The organism is Thermomonas sp. (genome assembly GCF_025993755.1).
Classification (GTDB): domain Bacteria; phylum Pseudomonadota; class Gammaproteobacteria; order Xanthomonadales; family Xanthomonadaceae; genus Thermomonas.
The window spans coordinates 1-16508 of the sequence record NZ_JAMQHN010000084.1 but is presented as its reverse complement, the minus strand read 5'-3'; the positions used below and the strand labels follow the sequence as shown (position 1 = coordinate 16508).

Below are 16508 nucleotides of genomic sequence, written 5' to 3'. Positions count from 1 at the left end.
TTGGGGGCGCAATCCTGGCAGTTCCATTTCTGCCGCAGGCGCCCCTGCCCCGCGAACACTCCGGGGCCGGCATCGGCCATCAGGCGGCGGGGCGGGCGGACTGGCTACACGGGCTTGTGTCGCAGGCCATCGTTCTGGTATCGCTCACTCCGCATCTGAGCGCTGCGTGTAAACGCGGGGTCGGAGCTTTGTTGCACGGCCCATCTTCCGTGTTCCCTCGCGTGCATCATCGCAGTGGTTGCGGCGGGTCTAGCTTCAACGTATTGTCACGCCTAACAATTCGTTCAAGCCGACGCCGCTTCACGGCCACAAATTTTTCATGTATGTTCGTGTTCTATTGTGGCCGTGCAGCGGCTCGGCTTAACTCAGGTGTTAGGCCGCTATGGATTTCAACTCCGCCGTCGAGTTCTCGTTTGGAAACGAACCAGTTGGACTCGTGGACTGCCTTACGGCGCGCGTAGCACCGGGCGCTTATGACTACGAGCCCTATCGCGGCCCCGGCCATTACCGGCTTGCCCAAGCACTTGATGAATCAGGCTCGGCAGAGTGTTGGCTCAGGGTTGCGGGCGGTACGGTCCGATTTACTGTCAGCGAAATGAAATCGGGAAAGCTGGTCGTCTCGCGTGTCGCGCCTTCCAATTCAGCGGGCGCGGCCTAACAATTCGTCCAAGCCGACGCCGCTTCGCGGCGCGGCTTAACTCAGGTGTTAGATGATGATCGTCACTCTCCAGTTACGAGCTACGATTCTTACCTTGCTGCTACTGATCCCTTTTCAGCCCGCGCAGTCGCAATCCAGCGAACGAACTGGCGATATTCCACTAGTAACGCGCCATAGGAACATCGAGACTGATTCGCTTGGCGAAGGCCGTCTAGCAGCACGCTACAGAGTCGCTGAGTCAGTAGAACCAACTGGCCCACATCTTGCTCAAGCTATTGCTCTGTACAAGAACGGACCAAGCTCTGCACCAGGCATCCTCCGCGAGCTTGACTTAGAGATAGAAGATTTCCCCAACGGCGTAAGTTCTCGTGTTCTGAAGGCGAGAACTTTAAAGGGGGTAAATCGCTGCCAGGAAGCCTTGACGGTGCTCGCAGAGTTGGAAGCCATCACTTCAAAAAACGGCGAAATTGTAGGTGACGCTGAATTACTAAGAGCAGAGTGCCTTTACTTCACTGGAAGTTACCTTGAGGCAAACCAGACCCTGAATGCTTATAACGCATTTTTCCAAGCCAATCCGACATCCAGAATGAAGTACGAGCAACTTGCAGCGGCAGTACAGATGGCATTGTCTGGAAAACGAGATCAACCCTAAGTCATCATCTAACAATTCATTCAAGCCGATGCCGCTTCGCGGCACGGCTTAACTCAAGTGTTAGGCCCATCATCGAACTGTTAAGCAATATGAATAAGCCACTCACAATTTTTCTTACCGGGCTCTTGATCTGCAGCACCGCAAATGGGTCTGAGCCAAAGATCCCGACGGGGACCTACTCCGACATGAAAGATATTTATGGTGGAGTGTATGGTCTAGAGATCACCATCGTCGACAGTGAAAACGGTTACTTCGCATTAGTGCAGTGCTCTAATCACAAGCCTAGTGTCCCGGAGTTGGTACCTCTGGCGGTTCGCGGCGCTAGAATTTCGTTTGACCTCTCCGGCTCAAAGAACGGTTGCGGTTTCCCTTCATTTGAGGGGGCAATACGCAACGGTACATTGATGGGGCTTTTTTATCGTAGTAGTAAAATGTACTACCTGCAACATAAGCCAAGTTATTGGCAGCAGAGAGAATCTACCCAGACCCCGCCCAAATGAGGTGGGCCTAACAATTCATTCAAGCCGACGCCGCTTCGCGGCGCAGCTTAACTCAGGTGTTAGACCGCCGCCATGCATCTGCCGCGTCTGTCATGTATGTAAAGCGGCGACTGGTTTGCGAAACAGCGACACATGGTTTGCTAAATCTGGCGGTTGAGCGATAAAGCTGCCAGAAACGGGCGCGTAAACCAGCCTGAATGCGTGATTAAAAGCCTCTCGTATCAACGGCGCGGTCAGGCCGCGACTTGGACAGGGCCGGGCGGTCGAAGGCGGGCTCCCAGCTGGCCAGCGATTCGTCCTGCGGGCGTTTGACGATCCGCCCCGCCCCCACGTCACCCAGCACCCGCTCCAACAGCCTAAGCCCCATCGGCCCCAGCTCGCGTCGCCAGAGGGTCTCCGGGGTATCGTCGGGTCGGACGAGGCACCATGCCTGGGCCGCGATCGGGCCGCCATCCGCTCGATCGGTCATCCAGTAGACCGTTCCGCCGGCAACCTGATCGCGCATGTGGATCGTCCAGCGCACCGCGTCGCGCCCGCGGTGAAGCGGCAGTAGGCTTGGGTGGTAGCCGATGGCGCCGAATCGGGTTCGTTGTCTAGCCCCACGATTGATGAAACAGTGGGCATGGGCGGCTACGAGCAATTCTACGCCCGGCGGCACCCATGAAGCCGACAGAATGCGTCCAGGATCGCCGACCGGAACGCCCGCGGCTGATGCCGCGGCGTGGAGCCGGTCGCCCGCCGGAGCTGCCACAGAAGCCACGTCGTGGCCTTTCGTCAACAGGAGGGCCAGCGCCTCTACGCCGATCCACTTCTGGCCTACCAGCATCACGCGCATGGGTTGCCCTCCCCGAGGTAGCGGAACCCCTGCACGGCGCGAAAGTGACCGCCGTAGCCAGCGCCGGTGAAAGCCATACGTCCGCGAGAGGCCGACTTGGCCAGCGTTGCCTTGCATCGTGTTCGATCACCGCCAACCAGGCTCCCGCTGACCTGCGTCCAGCGCGGGTCGCGTCGCAGAGTCGCGCACAAGCCCGGGTGGCTGGTGTGGAACAAGGTCGGCACCTTGATGCCGTATCGGTTCTGACCCGTTCGCCAGCGCTCGCAGACTGCCTGCAGGAAGCGCAGGCCTATGCCGGCGCCTTGCCATTCCGGCATCACCACGAGCCGGCAGGCGCGGGCCTCAACCATTCCTGGTCGCGTGCTCACTGCGACGTGCGCCACCTGCTGGCCGTCGACAGTTGCAACGTAGTAGGTCGCGGCGATCATCGGTGGGAGCTTCAGATAGTGGTGCGGCTCAAATGCAGCCCACTGCCGGCTGTCGGTTTGCCAAAGATCGAACGTGATCGGGGGGCGTCGCCGAAGACGCCTCCCGGCTTCCGCCCGTTCGAAGGTTTCTGTGGCCGTGTCGAAGATCCAGTCAGGCTCGACCCAATCCAGCACGTCTCGGTGGCAGCTGAGCAGCACCGCTTGTCCGACACCCCGACGCCATGCCTTGGCGAATGCCATCGCGCCGATGCGAGCGACCTGGCGGTCAACCACGCTACTGAATTCGTCAACCACCGCACGCGCGGGGCGCTCGGCGATCAGTCTGGCCAGGTCGGCGCGAAACCGCTCGCCGTTCGACAGCACCCTGTAGGGCCGAAGCCACGCCGGCACCGAGCCGAGGCCGACGGCGGAAAGTGCGGCCGGCACCGCGTCGAACTCGGAGCCGGGCGCGATCGCGTCGATGATCGGCACATCCTTCGGCCAGCGCGGGCGCCAGACCGCACGCGGCCCGAACACCCGATTGCCGATGCTGGTCTTGCCGGAGCCGGACGGTCCGACCACGACGCCGATGCGCCAGGCCTGATCGTCGATCGGAAGCTCGGCCGCGAGGTGGAAGTTCGCGCCGCTTTCGCAGTTGAACAGCGATTTCACGCGTGCGGCGCGGTAGCTGTCGAAGTCGCTGCAGTTGTGGTTGACCTCGATCTTCATACGGTCACCACCTTGAGCCGCTTGAAGCCGGCTCGCTGCAGGCGTGCGTAGGCACGCTCCTGCGCTTGTTCGTTGTCACAGATCACGACGATGCCGAACTGCTGCCGGTACTTGTATCTGTTCCGGCCAGGAACCGTCTTGGCAGCGCCTCGGTGCGATGCCGTCGTTGCTGGCTTCTCCACGATTTCACCTCTCGGGCTGTTTTCGGCGAGAATGCCTGCGCTCTCGGGAGCAGCAGGGCCTCGGCCAAAGCCACGCGGTGAGTTCGCGTGTGTTGCGGTGCCCGGTCGCCGATGTCAGTCGGCGGCCGGGCGCCCTGTTTTCAGGTCACCAAATCAAACTCCCACGCCAGCGCCTGCCAGCTATCCAGCCCGTCACGTACAGCCTCGACCTCGACGCGAACGGTGCCGGTACCTGCGGGCGTGTAGGTATCGTTGTCGCCGGTGATGCCGGTCTGCGTGCGCGTAAGTGTGGCGTCCAGATACCAGCGCGCGGTGTAGGTCGTTCCAGGCTCCGGACCGATGCTGCTTTGGGCGGTGTCCACGGACTGGTCGGACTGCAGCAGACGGTCACGGTGCGCCCATGTCGCGGTCAACGTCGGGTGCGCCGCAAGTGATAGCGTCGTCGGCCACGCCAACGTCTCAATGCGCAGACGCCCTGGCGGGTACGGCCGCGCCTGCCGGCTGGCCATCGTGACGTTGCGCGTGGTCGCATCGCCATCGGCAAGGACGCCGGTCGCGGTGCGGGTGCAGAGCTTGGCATCGACCACTTCGCTGTCGAGGTACTGCGTGGGGTCGCCGCCGAAGTAGCGGTCGGGGAACCAGACCTGTTCGCCTGCGGTGTGCAGCGCTGGGACGGTATCGACGCAGCCGCGCGCGAGGGTGATTGTGCCAGCGCCGACATCGATCGCGGTCACGCGGCAATGCTCGCCGCCGACGATGGCTTCATCGCCGATGGCGACGGACGCCAGATCGTGGGCGTTGGTCAGCGTGGTCGCGGTCGGGCCGTCTTCGGCGGGCATCGCGCCGGCCAGCTGCGCGCACGGTGTGAAATCACCGCTGGCACGAGTCTCGAAGGCTCCGCCACCGATGCGAGTCCGCAAATCGAAACCGTACGCCGTTGCCGCCGGGCGGGCGCCCACGGCTACCAGATAGCCGGCCAGGTCGCCCACTTGGGCAAGATCGGCCGCGCTCATGCCGCGCACCAGGTCGCGATAGGTGGCCTCGTACACGGCCTCCGGGTTCAGCGCCACGGGCGTGGTATTCGGCGGCGTCCAGCCGGTGTCGGTGTCTGCAACGTAGGTCGTCGCGACCATGCCCTCGACATCCTGCAACAGCGACAGGATGCAGCTGCCGTCCGTCGCCGTGCCTTCGTCGATTTCCATCACGCGCACCGGCGCACGCACCACGCCCTTGCGCGACCACGACAACGCCCGGATTTCGCCACGCACAAACGGCCCGAAACGGCCCTTCACCTTCGCCTTGACGCGGAATGGCAGCATGCTGGCGGCGCGCACTTCGCGTTCGGCGACGCGGCCGCACAGGTCCTTGTTCCACAGCCCAGGCAGCTCCATCTTCTTGGCCACGACGCGGCCTTGCGCCTGGATGTTCGCGAGGTTTTGCGCGGTGACGGAGATTTCCTTGCCGGTCGTCGTGTCGGTGCCGACGACCGTCACTTCGTTAACGGTGTTTGACAGGAACGGTTGATCCCATTCCTGCATTTCGATGATTGCGTTTTCGTCGAGCAGCGGCAGGGTTGCGACATCGTAGCCGCCGCGGAACAGCCGGAATTCGATCTTGCCGCCAGCGTCGCCCCACATGCCGCCGCAGTGCTCGCACACCGAGTCGATGAACTCGGCCGCGCTGCCGTTTTTCCACGCCATCGCCAGCCCGAAGCCTTCGTTCTTCAGCGTCTGCGCGGCGGCAAGGAAAGTCGTCTCATCGATGACCGATGTCGGCAGGCCGACGCCCCATTTCGGGTTCGTCAAAACCTGATAGATGATGTGCGCCGGGTTGCAGCCGTCATCGATCCTGCACAAAACAGACTGCCAGACCGGTGTCCCCCAGCCGACGATCCAGCGCCCTACAAGATCGCGGAACGGTTTGACGTAGGGGGTCATCGCCGAAACGTCGCCGTCGAAAACCGTCGTCAGCAGATCGCGCGCCGCGGGCCACGGCCCCGGACGCAGCGCGGTCAGCAGCGGGTGCGGCATCTGCCCCGGCTCGCCCATGCGGATCGACAGCGTGCCGCGAATGCCGCCTTCCTTTTTCTCGCCGCCGAACAGCGAGGGTTGGTTGATCGCGATGTCGCCCGAGGCCGTTTGCTCGCCTTCCCATGCCATCTCGCCGCCCCATTCGCGGGCGAAGAACGCGTCCACCGGGCCGTGACACAGACCCGTGTACAGCGTCATCTTGTGCCAGTAGCCGATCGTTGGCGCCTTGCTTTTTCCGCCCATGTCAGCCCCCGATGACCAGCGGCGGCCGCCGCCGGCGTGCGCGCAGCCACCACGCCTCCGGCGCCGCGCACAGCACGCCCAGCGCCGCCGTCACCCAATGCCCCGTCACGGCCGCATGCGCGGTGACGCCGAGCGTCACCAGCAGGCACAGCCAGCCGATGGCGCGCTTCAGTCGCATTGCGCTTCCTCCCGCGCGAGCGCGGCCGCGCGGCGCGCGAAGGCGTCATCGATGCGGTCCACTTCCTCGATCGGTATCCCCTCGCGCGCCAGGCGGCGCAGATCCACGCCGTACCGCTGCGCCCAGGCGGTGATGCCGGGCGCGCATTGCACGCCGGCGCCGTCGATGCGCGCGGCGCGGGCATGGCGCATGGTCACGCGCAGCCCCGTCATTTGCCGGACTCCGCTTTGATCGGCGGTTCGTTGCGCAGGTTGCCGTAATCAAGCACGCTCGGCGCCTCCAACCAGACTTTGCCGAAGACGACCGGAATGCGCACGCCCTCCTCCGCCGTCGGCACGGTGAACTCCTCCAGCGTCGGTGCCTTGGCCGATTGCGGTTTCGGCGCCAGCAGATAGCTGATCAGGAAGCTGATGACCAACATCGCGATTTGAACCCACATGGCGCCTCTCTTAGAACGTCGCGCGCCCGTCGAACGGGTCTTTTTTCGGCAGGGTGTGCTGGCCGCCGTAATTGATGGCGTTGCCGAACTTGGTGTCGCACATCGTCATGCTGTGATCGCAGCCCGGAAACGCATCGACGACGGTGCCTACGCCAGCGCTCGCGGGCGTGAGCAGCATCAGGTCGGTGCCGACATGGCTCACGATCCATCGGTGCTCGATGTCGGTCCCGACGTTCCAGCGCACCATGCCGCCGTCGAACCAGCCGTCCGGGTGCGCGGCAAACGCTGCGCTGCTGATCACGTAGCCGCTGTTGCCGCTGAGCGTTCCCGGCACTCGGAAGCTCTCGCGGTCCACGCCGCATTCAGTGCCGTAGAGCGTGAACGGACACGACACCTGCCAGCACCGGCGCAGGCCCTGGCCGGCCAGCGATGCCGTCAGCGTCTGTGCGCGCAGCTCGACCTTCGTGGCCGTCTCGCGTGAGGCCGACAGCAGGCCCGACCACAGCAGCCGGTCGACGCCATCGGACACCCGGACGCGGCGCAGCCGCACCTCGATCGGTTCGCCAGGCACGCCGTCGGCAAACCAGTTCATCAGCGCGAACGTGCGCGGCGCGGTGATTTCCAGATCCGTGCGCGCATTCGTCGCGCTCTGGGAAAGCCGGTTGCGCGACAGCCCCGGCACCGCCGCGTAGGACTGCGTCTGCCAGATCACGTCGCGATCGCCGCTGGTGGCGCGCAGCACCTTCGGCCCGCGCACGAATTCGTACAGCTCAACGTGGCGCTGCAGCAGGCTCATGCGTGCGGCTCCTCGATGCCCGCGAACACGAAGCTGTCGCGCACCCGCGCCACGCCCTCGCTGTCGGTGATGTGCGCAATTTCGACGTGATCGCTCGACCGCCGCGCCAGCATCATCCAGCTGATCATGCGCACCTGCGACGGCTGCACGGTTGACGGCAGGCCGCTGTCGAGGGTCAGCGATTCGCGCTCGGCGTCCAGTTCAGCGCTGGCCACTACCTCGCGGTAATGGATCGCGCTGCCGAGATCGATGCGCAGGTGTCGCCGGCCAGGCTGCCCGCGCAGGTGCTGCGTCATTCCGGCCCAATCGACGACCAGCGTGGTCGAACCGGCCACGACGGTGTCGCGCAGCACCACGTCGGCGGCGAACGTGGGCACCCACAGCACGCCCACCTGGCCTTGCAACCAGTACAGCAAGCGCCGGTGCGTGTCGCGCTGCGACCGCCCGTGCAGCGTCCACATGTGCGACTGCCGCGACCATGCCAGTCCGGTGATGTCGGCGACGGACACCAGCCCCACATCGCCATCCAGCAGGGTCAGTTCGCGCGCCGGTTGCAGCGTCGGCAGCTCGTTCCAGTCGCCCGGGTCGAGCACCGGGTAGCCACGGTACAGCGCGCCCGGCGCGGCGGCCGGCCAGTCGCACGGCTCTACCGCCTCGAACCGAACCCGCGACTTGATGACCGAATCGCTGGAACGCGTCCACGTCGGCGCCTCGGTGAGCCTGGCCGTGCGCACCGGCCAGATACGCGTGCCGCTCGGCCAGGGCTGCAGCGTCGCTCGCGCCAGCGTCAACGCGCTGGCGCCCACGGTGGCGATCTCCACAAGCTCGTACTGCGTCACGTCGCGCCAGAGCATGGCAAGGCCGCCGGTCGCGAAGTCCAGGCCCGCCGTGTCCACGGTGATGGTCGCGCTGCCAGCCGGCAACGCCGAGGGCAGTCGACTCACGTCCGGCATCACCGGCAGCACCCAGACGCGGCCGGTCCAATCGTAGGTGGCGTTCTCGATGATGCGGCGCGCTGCGCCACCGCGCAGCAGGTCGAACTCCCACGTTCGGCGCGGCGCGCCGCGCAGCGGCTCGGCGTCCACGCTGCCGTCTACGGAGAGCTGCATGTCGGACAGCCATTCCAGCGTCTCGGTGATCGAGCTTCCCCAGTCCGCCGGCACCGGCCACGCCTGCAGCCGGCGGCCGGTGATCGTCACGCCCGGCGCCGCATCGGTGGTGAATTCAAACGACAGCGTGGCGTCGATGATCGGCGAGCCGGAAGTGTCGATCGACAGTCCGAAGGTGACCTCTTGCAGCGGCCGCAGCGTCAGCGGCATCGCGCCAGGCGGCGTCACAGTCATTCCATCGCCGTTCACCACATCGGCGCTGGTCATCGTCCGGCTGGCGGTGCGCCAGGCGTTCCAGACAACGATCTGCCGCACCTGCGCGCCGACCAGGTTGCCCAGTTCGATCGACAGCGGCTTGACGTGGATGCGGTCGAAGTAATCGTCGGCGTAGCTCAGCGCGCCGAAGCCTGTGCGGGCAGGCGCATGGGATGTGACCGGGAAAGACGGCGTGCGGAGGCCCGCGCCATGCGACATCGACGCCTCAAATAGCCGAATCCGCCAAGCCGGCATCGCCGCATCGAGCAGGTTCGCGGACCGATCCGGCAGATCGGCGCCGTAATCGAGTCCAGTTACGAGGTAGCCGGTTCGCGTCGCCACGGTCAGGGTCCGTCGTAGCGCACGGCGATGGCGAAGGTGCCGGAGTGCGACGCACCATCCACCCCACCGCCCGGTGCAATATCCCCCGTGACATCAGTGTTTCGGCGGTACGTGGGATACACCTTCCACTTGTCCAGCCCCAACGCGACGATTTCACCGGGCTGCAGGTACAGATTGCGCGTCAAGCGCGCATGTTGCATTTCCGCGATGATCGATATTTTGTTCGAAGGACGCTGCTGCGCAAGCTGGATCGGGCACAAGACGGCTTCGTCATTCCAGACGCTCTGGCACTTGTTGTAGAGCTGGTAGAGCGTCAGCCATGCAGCCGCGCCGTGGTCTGTCGCAAACAAAGGCACATTCCAGCGCGCCGCGCCGCTGGAGTTGTCGATGACGCCGTGCACGAAGCCGTTGCCCGAGCTATAGCTATTCTGGTTCCACCAGAACGGGATGCTGCACAGCCTGGAGATGGATCCGTACCCAACCCCAGAAACACCATTCCCGCTACCGCTGCAAACATTGTCGTAGCAATCACCACGGCCAAGGGTGGAGCCGATCAACGCCGTGGACCAGTTTCCGCTACCGCCACACCCCGGAGCTGGGCTGCGGCCAAAAGCCATGTACTGCCAATAGTCTGTTTCGTATCGCACCCAGAGCCAGACCTCGTCGGGCGAGGCCAGAACGTGGATGTGATATTCGATCGGGAAACTCCATGTCAGCGGTACCGAGTCGTATGCGGCCTGACGCAATGGACCGAGGAACACCGCACCGGGTGCTGCATCCGTGATGTTGTTGCTGCCGTCGATCCCATTGCCGGCCACCAGACGGAGATACCCGTTGACGGGCGGCGCGCCATAAGAATAGCCCGGCTGGCCCAACTTCAGATCCGCGTAGCAACTGCCCTTGTGCAGCACATTTCCGCTCAGCGTCCAGCCGTTGGCGGTGCAGGCGCCTTGCAGCGCGCTCAGCAGGGCGGACATCGATGCGGCGGATCCGGTGACGTAGGCCATCAGCTGAGCCTCAGCGCGAAGTAGTCGTTGAAGGACGTGCGGCCGACGTCCTGGATGCACACCCAATCGTCACCGGCGGCGGAAACGGTGCTTTCAACCGTATTGTTGAAATTGCTCACATAGCCGATGCCGTCGAAAATTCCGTAGATGTTCGGCGTGGAATCGACCAGATGAACCGGCGTCACCGGATAAATGTCGTTCGTGTCGCGCAGCTGTGACGTGGCGCCGCCGACGTAGGGGTTGTTCCACGGGTGCGTCTCGGGCTGTTTCCAGGTGCCGTCGAACCAGCGGATCCTGAGATTCGTACGCGCGCCCTTCCACGGCATCGACATCCCGGTATCGCTGTAGCGCTTCGCCTCGGCGCCGTTGAGCATGCCCGCGACGTACATCGGATACGGGTACTGTGAGGGCAGGCAATACGGCAGGAAAAACCCCGCGCCGCCGCTGGTGTACACGGGCGTGCCGACCTTGAGCGCGATGTTGATCCGGCGCGCATTGCACTGCAGCCAGTAATCGACGCGCTGGTTGTGCGCTGGGATGCCGCTCTCGAAGATGCCGGGCTGATTTGCCCACGGGTTGCCGGCGACGTAGCCGCTGAAGCCCGCGACGGCGAGGTTGTAGTAGTCCGACGAAGCATTCTCGTAGGTGCGAAAGCCGATGTAGATTTCATCGGTCCCGCCCAGCCCCGCGCCTTTGAGAATCAACTCGTGACTGGCCGGATCAGCAGTCGAGTACCGCAGCGTGGTCCAGCCGTTGGCCTCCGCCAACGCCTTGATCTTGAGCAGCAGCTCCTTGTGCGCAAACCCGGTCGAGCCGGACATGTCCGTGTAGTTGATCGCGTAAGCCATTACCCACCCAGCACCTGTTTGATCGCCATCCCGTTGCGCGCGATCTTGTTGATGAACACCCGGTCGCTGTCGGGGTTGTCCAAATACCCGCCCACCAGCGCCGCACTGTCGATGAGGTTGATGTTGCGGAGGTTGACTTGTGGCGTTTGTGCGCCACCGCTCAGCGCCCCCACCAGACCGCCCTCGGCGAAGCTGTAGCGCGGCTGCGGCGCGCTGATGCGCGACACGTGCAGGCGCGGGAGCTGGCGCATGTGGATGGCGCGCAGGAAGTCGAGGCCGTAGTAGCGCATCGTTTCTTGCGGCATCACGTATTCGCCGGCGTGGACGATGCCGGCGGGCTTGTATTTGCCGCCCGGCGGCGTGGGGCCGCCCTCGGCGAAGCCGAACATGCCCATGATGCCGCTGGCGATGGCGCTGAAGATTCCACCGCTGCTGCCGCCACCTCCAGCACCGGCCACACTCATGCCGTTTGCGGCAGCCACCGCCGCAGCGGCTGTAGAAAGCGCGGTTGCGCCCGCGAGGATGGAGCCGCCCGCCGCCGTGGTCTTGATCGCCGCCGCATCGAGCGCGGCAGCGCCCTCCCCAATGCTGCCGCCGGTCTTGACACCGAACATACCCAGCAGCTTCGACCACGCTGCCTGGGCCAGCGCTTGGCTAGCCATACGAGCCATGCCGCTGGCCATGTCGGCGAAGAACCCGCGCACGGCTTCACCAAGCGTTTTCGTCTGTAAAATCAGTCCTTCAAACGCCGTTGAAGCGGCGCTGGTGAAGGTCTGGCCGAGCTGTTGCTGCACCAGCCCGGTGGTGGTGTTGAGGCGCTCCAACTCCGCCTGCATCTGGCGGACGCGCTCGATGGCCTGTGGGTCGCCGGTGGCGCGCGCCAGCGCTTCCATTTGCGGGATGAGAGCGGCCACGGTGGTCCCGTGTTCGCGGTACAGCTCCAGCAGTTTCTGGCGGGCCTCGTATTCGCTGATCGAGCCGGTCTGCGCCTGCGTCTGCAGGGACTGCTCCTGCCGCTGCAGATCCGCGAACACCTGGTCGGCCTGCTGCTGCAGCTGCTGCAGCTGCGCACGGGCCACATCGACATTGAACAGGCGCTGGAAGATCGCGGCGTTGGCGGTGTCGCCCTTCTCCAGCAGGTAGTCGATGGTGGCCTGGTATTTCGCGGTCGCCTCGGCGGTCGCAGCTTCGACGATGCTTCCGGATGCCTGCAGCAGCTCGACGCGCGCGCCCTCGATCAGGTCATGCAGCTGGCGCTGGGCGGCGCTGGTTTGCGCAGCGATGCGCGCCTGGACCTCGGCGTCCGACAGGTGCAGCTGGGCGCCCTCCGCAGCAGCGGCGGCGTTGGCCTGGCGCAGGCGTTCGTCGGCGCCGAACAGTTCGCCGCGGTTGTCCGCCTGCTGCTGCGCGGTTTCCGCGCGGTAGCGCTGCTGTTCTTCGGTCAGCCGGCGCAGTTCTTCCGCGTGCTGCCGCGTCGCTGTCGCCGCGTCACGGCTGGACTTCACGCCGTCCTTGCGCGCGTTGCTTGCGGCTTCCTCGGCGGCCTTGGCGCGCGCGGCCGCATCGATCTGGGCTATGCGTGCGGCGCTCAGGTCCTGTTCCGATCGCACGCCGTCGGCGGTGATGGCTTCGGCGATCAGCCGGGCGCGATAGCCCTGCGTCGCCTGGATGGTGTTGAGCCGCGACTGTTCGGTCTGGCGCTGCAGCGCCGTCGTCAGGTCCTGGCTGTCGTTGGCGATCTGCCGCGTGGTGCGCGCGCCGGTGGCGTTGGCGTCGGACAGCGCCGTCATGGCGCGGTTGTTCTTGTCGATTTCTGACGTCAGCTGCGCAATTGTGGCGCGGCGTTCGCGAATCTCGGCGTCCAGCGTGGATCCGCGTTTCAGCCCATCGCGATCGTAGTAAAGACTGGAGGCGCTGAACGTTGATCGCAGCGCTACCTGTTCGGCAAGCCTCGCTTGTTCCGCCTGCCTTGTTCTGAGCAGGGCCGAGGTGCTGTCAAGAAACTGCTGCGCGTTTTCCGCTTCGCGCGCACGTTGCGAGGCCTCTACGGCGTTGGTCACATCGACTTGTAGTTGCTTCGCCCTGGCGCTGGCATTCGCCATCTGCATAGCCAGCAGCGCGAAGCCGGCGACGGCAATACCGATAGGCCCGCCCAGCAGCGACAGCGCACCACCAAGAAGTCGCGTTGCGACGCCGGTCGCGGTCGTCGCCGATGCAAGCGCGCGTTGCGCCACCGTGGCGCGCGCCGACGCGGCTGTTTGTGCGGTCGTTGCTACGGCAAGTGCCGCTTCAGCGGCGGCGACCTCTCTCGCTGCGACGGAGGCAAGTTGAAGCGACCGAACGCGAACAACCTCTGCCTCCGCCGCACGCGTGGTGGCGACTGCCGTCTGTTCAGCCGCTTTTGCTTCCAACAAGTCCGCTTCCAACGCGGCTATCGTTGCACGGCGCTTTGCGAGCATCGCTGCTACCGCCACGCCCAGAGAAGACGACAGCCGCCCAGCCAGAACGGCAGCCAGAACGCCAATGCCATCGACCAACACGTCGAAGTTATCGGCCAGCGTCTGGATAGAGGCCGCGAGCCCCGCTCCCGCACCCGTGCTGGCGCTGGCCTGCCCGATGTAGCGGGTGAAGGCGTTGTCGAGCTGGGTCAGGCTGCGCTCGATGGTCAGCGGCAGCTGGCTGTATTCCTCGGCGATCTTCTTGGCCTCTTCGCCGCTGAACGCACGGCGGAGCAGATCGCTGGTCAGCTTGCCGTCCTCGGCCAGCCCACGCAGCTGTCCGCGCGTGATGCCCAGACTGTTGGCCAGCGCCTGCATCAGGCGCGGCGCCTGTTCGTTGATCGAGTTGAACTCGTCGCCGCGCAACACGCCGGAGGCGAACGCCTGCGACAGCTGCGTGATTGCGCCCGCCGCCTCGCCAGCAGTCGCGCCGCTGACGGCCATTGCCTGGTTGACCGTCTCTGTCATCGCCAGAACTTCGCCCTGCGCCGCGCCCTGGTCCTTGAGCGCGTTGTACATGCGGCTGTACAGAGTGGCGGTAGCATCCAGCGAAGCGCTGGTGCGCTGGGCAATCTCGAACACGGCCGCTTCGGCCGCCACGAATTGCGCGCCGCCCTCGGAGGCCAGCTTGATCTTGGCGGTCAGGTTGGCATAGCCGTCGGCGCGCGCCCGGAGGTCGGCAAGACCGCGTGCGGCGGCCTGCACCGAGAAAAACCCGACCAGCGCCGCTTTGGCCATGTCGATCTGCCGGCGCGCCATGTCGGCGCCGCGACCAGCCTGAGACAGGCCCGCCTGCGCGCGCTGGCCCTGCGCCACGGCGTCGTTGCCGAAGGCGCGGAAATCGGCGCGGGTTCGCGTGACCTCCTGCGCAAGCTGCCGGGCGTTGGCCCGGACGACGGCATTGACGACAACGTCAGTCACCTGCGCTCCCTCTTGGGTTTGCGCAGCGCGCGGACGAAGCCTTCGAAGTCCTTGCTCCCGAAGGCCTGGGCCGTGGCGACGGCGAGGTCGGCTTGTTGTCGCTGCTCACGCAAGATGGCCTCCTCGTAAAACAGGTTCAGCTGGCGGGCGGTGTATCCGTCGAGTTCGGTTCGGGCGTGTCCGTGGTCGACGAGAGTTGCGAAGAGCTCGCCCCAGCCGACAGCTTCGCCAGCTCGCGGCGCACCGCCACCGCGTTGGTGGCGCGCTGGTAAAAAAAACCGGCATTGACGTTCCAGAACGTCAGCAGCAGCAGCTCGCCATCGGCGGCGGTCAGCGCGGAGACCTCGTCGGCGTCCATGCCCGTGGTCGCGGCCAGCAGCGTGATCGTGGCTTCCCAGCGCTGGCCGAGGATCCCGACGATGTCCGAATACCCCGGCACCTGTCCGCTTTGCAGCATCGCGGTCTCGATCGCGGCGATGATGGGCGCGATGGCCAGATGATGCTGCAGACTTTGCCGCAGGGTGATCTCGCCGACGGTGACGTCTGTACCTGCCAGCGGGATGGTGCGCGCCGGGAACAGCACGTCCAGTTCATCGGCGGCGGACGCATCGGCGCCCGAAGGCGCCGACGCGGGTTGCGGCCGGGGGTCGATCTTCCTGGCCATCAGCCGGCGAAGACCATGCGGCCGAGCGTGCCCAGGTTCGGGTCGGCCGCGCGGGTGCCGTCGTACAGTGCCGAGCCTTCAAACTCCAGCGTGCCCACGCCGTCGTTGATGAGCGCCAGGCCGGAGGTGGGCTTCGCGCGATGGCGGTACAGCTCCAGATAAACCTTTTCCTGGTTCGCGGTGTTCACGCCGTCGAACATCAGAATGACTTCATCCGCCGCGCCCTTCATCAGCGCCAACGCATTGGTGGCCGCATAGCTGTAGCTGAACTTGAACGGCTGCGCGAAGCCGGCCACGTTGAGGATGCGGATGTGGCCGGCGAAGGCGGACACCACCTCGAAGTCCGTTCCGGCGGTCAGCGTGATCGGCGAGCCGGTCGAATCAACGCAGGTCACCGCCGACACGTTCTCATGGTCGAGCTTGACGATGTCGCCCACCACCAGCCCGGTCGGGGCCGCCTCGCCGCTGGCGGTGCTGGCGTTGACGGTGTACTTCGTCGCCCACAGCGCCTGCGCAAGGTTCTCGATGTTGAAGCCGTGCAGGGTGTAGGCGGTCTTGATCGAAATCCCGGTCGGGAAGTTGAAGTCTTCCAGGCGCAGACCGGAGTGCGACTCCTTGACCGTTTCCTCGTCCGTTTCGATCGAGATCTCGAATTTCGGGCAGTTCTGCGCCCAGCGGACGACGCCGGGATTGCCGCTGCCATCACGCGTGGCGAAGCTCACGCGGCCCTGGAGCGAAAAGTACTTGGTGGTGTTGCTCATGGCAGGGTCTCCGTCTTGGTCTTGTCGGTGGGTTTGGCCGGCGCGAGCTGGCCGATCTTGTGCTGGACCATCCAGTCCGCGGTGGACGCATCGACCTCGATGCGGTCGCCCTTGGCCACCGGCTTGCGGTCATGGGTGTGGCCGGTTGCCGTGACGATGACGGTCACGGTCTTGGGCTGTTCTTTCATGCAAATACCCTCGCAGCGAAAAGAAGCGGGTAAATCGCCGTTCCGGACGTCGTAAAGCGTGGCGGCCACGCCAGCCGCGCGCGCCGGAACGCGCGCATGCCGGCGATGCCGCATTCCCAGCCGGAGATCGCCTTGATCGTCTGGATCAGCAGCGGGCTGACCTCGGCGCGCAGCGCAGCGGGGCCGCGGTCGTTGCGGGCGACGATGGCGACGCACCAGAGCTGGTCCACGGTCTGCAGTTCGCCGTTGTCGGTCACATCGACCAC

Annotated in this window: 19 protein-coding genes; 3 read left to right on the top strand and 16 right to left on the bottom strand. The window is 65.1% G+C overall.

Annotated elements, in window-relative coordinates; all coding sequences use genetic code 11:
* Positions 1-752 precede the first annotated feature (752 nt).
* Complete coding sequence (locus tag Q0X16_RS05570) at positions 753-1310, top strand: hypothetical protein (protein WP_297831701.1); 558 nt, start codon at positions 753-755, stop codon at positions 1308-1310.
* 185 nt (positions 1311-1495) lie between these two features.
* The gene (locus Q0X16_RS05565) at positions 1496-1810 is read left to right on the top strand and encodes a hypothetical protein (RefSeq protein WP_297831699.1); all 315 of its coding nucleotides are present in this window, start codon (positions 1496-1498) and stop codon (positions 1808-1810) included.
* Positions 1811-2015: 205 nt separating this feature from the next.
* On the opposite strand, the gene Q0X16_RS05560 is transcribed toward Q0X16_RS05565, so the two are convergent.
* From Q0X16_RS05560 to Q0X16_RS05505, 12 genes are all read right to left on the bottom strand, one after another.
* A complete protein-coding gene (locus tag Q0X16_RS05560) occupies positions 2016-2645 on the bottom strand; it encodes a formyltransferase family protein (RefSeq protein ID WP_297831696.1) in 630 nt (209 codons plus the stop codon).
* Complete coding sequence (locus Q0X16_RS05555; RefSeq protein WP_297831692.1) at positions 2636-3781, bottom strand: GNAT family N-acetyltransferase; 1146 nt, start codon at positions 3779-3781, stop codon at positions 2636-2638. Before Q0X16_RS05555 ends, Q0X16_RS05560 begins: the two co-directional genes overlap by 10 nt.
* The gene (locus Q0X16_RS05550) at positions 3778-3963 is read right to left on the bottom strand and encodes a hypothetical protein (protein ID WP_297831689.1); all 186 of its coding nucleotides are present in this window, start codon (positions 3961-3963) and stop codon (positions 3778-3780) included. Before Q0X16_RS05550 ends, Q0X16_RS05555 begins: the two co-directional genes overlap by 4 nt.
* Before the next feature lie 140 nt (positions 3964-4103).
* Positions 4104-6236 carry a hypothetical protein gene (locus Q0X16_RS05545; RefSeq protein ID WP_297831686.1) on the bottom strand — a complete coding sequence of 711 codons (2133 nt, stop codon included), beginning with the start codon at positions 6234-6236 and terminating at the stop codon, positions 4104-4106.
* Position 6237: 1 nt separating this feature from the next.
* Positions 6238-6414 carry a hypothetical protein gene (locus Q0X16_RS05540; protein WP_297831683.1) on the bottom strand — a complete coding sequence of 59 codons (177 nt, stop codon included), beginning with the start codon at positions 6412-6414 and terminating at the stop codon, positions 6238-6240.
* The gene (locus Q0X16_RS05535; protein WP_297831681.1) at positions 6405-6626 is read right to left on the bottom strand and encodes a hypothetical protein; all 222 of its coding nucleotides are present in this window, start codon (positions 6624-6626) and stop codon (positions 6405-6407) included. The genes Q0X16_RS05540 and Q0X16_RS05535 overlap by 10 nt, the downstream gene beginning before the upstream one ends.
* On the bottom strand, positions 6623-6832 hold the full coding sequence (locus Q0X16_RS05530) for a hypothetical protein (RefSeq protein WP_297831679.1): 210 nt from the start codon (positions 6830-6832) through the stop codon (positions 6623-6625). The genes Q0X16_RS05535 and Q0X16_RS05530 overlap by 4 nt, the downstream gene beginning before the upstream one ends.
* 31 nt (positions 6833-6863) lie before the next feature.
* Positions 6864-7649, bottom strand: a complete 786-nt coding sequence (locus Q0X16_RS05525; RefSeq protein ID WP_297831676.1) for a phage BR0599 family protein — start codon at positions 7647-7649, stop codon at positions 6864-6866.
* Positions 7646-9355, bottom strand: coding sequence for a hypothetical protein (locus Q0X16_RS05520; RefSeq protein WP_297831674.1), 1710 nt, complete (start codon positions 9353-9355; stop codon positions 7646-7648). Before Q0X16_RS05520 ends, Q0X16_RS05525 begins: the two co-directional genes overlap by 4 nt.
* A gap of 2 nt (positions 9356-9357) precedes the next feature.
* Positions 9358-10362, bottom strand: a complete 1005-nt coding sequence (locus tag Q0X16_RS05515) for a hypothetical protein (RefSeq protein ID WP_297831671.1) — start codon at positions 10360-10362, stop codon at positions 9358-9360.
* Positions 10362-11210 carry a hypothetical protein gene (locus Q0X16_RS05510; protein WP_297831669.1) on the bottom strand — a complete coding sequence of 283 codons (849 nt, stop codon included), beginning with the start codon at positions 11208-11210 and terminating at the stop codon, positions 10362-10364. Before Q0X16_RS05510 ends, Q0X16_RS05515 begins: the two co-directional genes overlap by 1 nt.
* The gene (locus tag Q0X16_RS05505; RefSeq protein ID WP_297831704.1) at positions 11210-14413 is read right to left on the bottom strand and encodes a tape measure protein; all 3204 of its coding nucleotides are present in this window, start codon (positions 14411-14413) and stop codon (positions 11210-11212) included. The genes Q0X16_RS05510 and Q0X16_RS05505 overlap by 1 nt, the downstream gene beginning before the upstream one ends.
* Between Q0X16_RS05505 and Q0X16_RS05500 the strand changes: the two genes are divergently transcribed.
* Entirely contained in the window at positions 14312-14758 is a 447-nt protein-coding gene (locus Q0X16_RS05500) for a hypothetical protein (RefSeq protein ID WP_297831707.1), read from the top strand. The two genes, Q0X16_RS05505 and Q0X16_RS05500, sit on opposite strands and share 102 nt — an antisense overlap.
* A gap of 7 nt (positions 14759-14765) precedes the next feature.
* Here the strand turns inward: Q0X16_RS05500 and Q0X16_RS05495 are convergent, their stop codons facing one another.
* The 4 genes from Q0X16_RS05495 to Q0X16_RS05480 all read right to left on the bottom strand — a co-directional run.
* Positions 14766-15293: a DUF6631 family protein gene (locus Q0X16_RS05495; RefSeq protein ID WP_297831666.1), complete on the bottom strand. Its 528-nt coding sequence runs from the start codon at positions 15291-15293 to the stop codon at positions 14766-14768.
* Positions 15293-16054 (bottom strand): hypothetical protein, encoded by a 762-nt coding sequence (locus Q0X16_RS05490; protein WP_297831663.1) that lies wholly within the window; start codon positions 16052-16054, stop codon positions 15293-15295. The genes Q0X16_RS05495 and Q0X16_RS05490 overlap by 1 nt, the downstream gene beginning before the upstream one ends.
* On the bottom strand, positions 16051-16242 hold the full coding sequence (locus Q0X16_RS05485) for a hypothetical protein (RefSeq protein WP_297831659.1): 192 nt from the start codon (positions 16240-16242) through the stop codon (positions 16051-16053). Before Q0X16_RS05485 ends, Q0X16_RS05490 begins: the two co-directional genes overlap by 4 nt.
* Positions 16239-16508 (bottom strand): hypothetical protein (locus Q0X16_RS05480; RefSeq protein ID WP_297831657.1); only part of this gene is annotated, 270 nt, incomplete at its 5' end. The genes Q0X16_RS05480 and Q0X16_RS05485, both read right to left, overlap by 4 nt.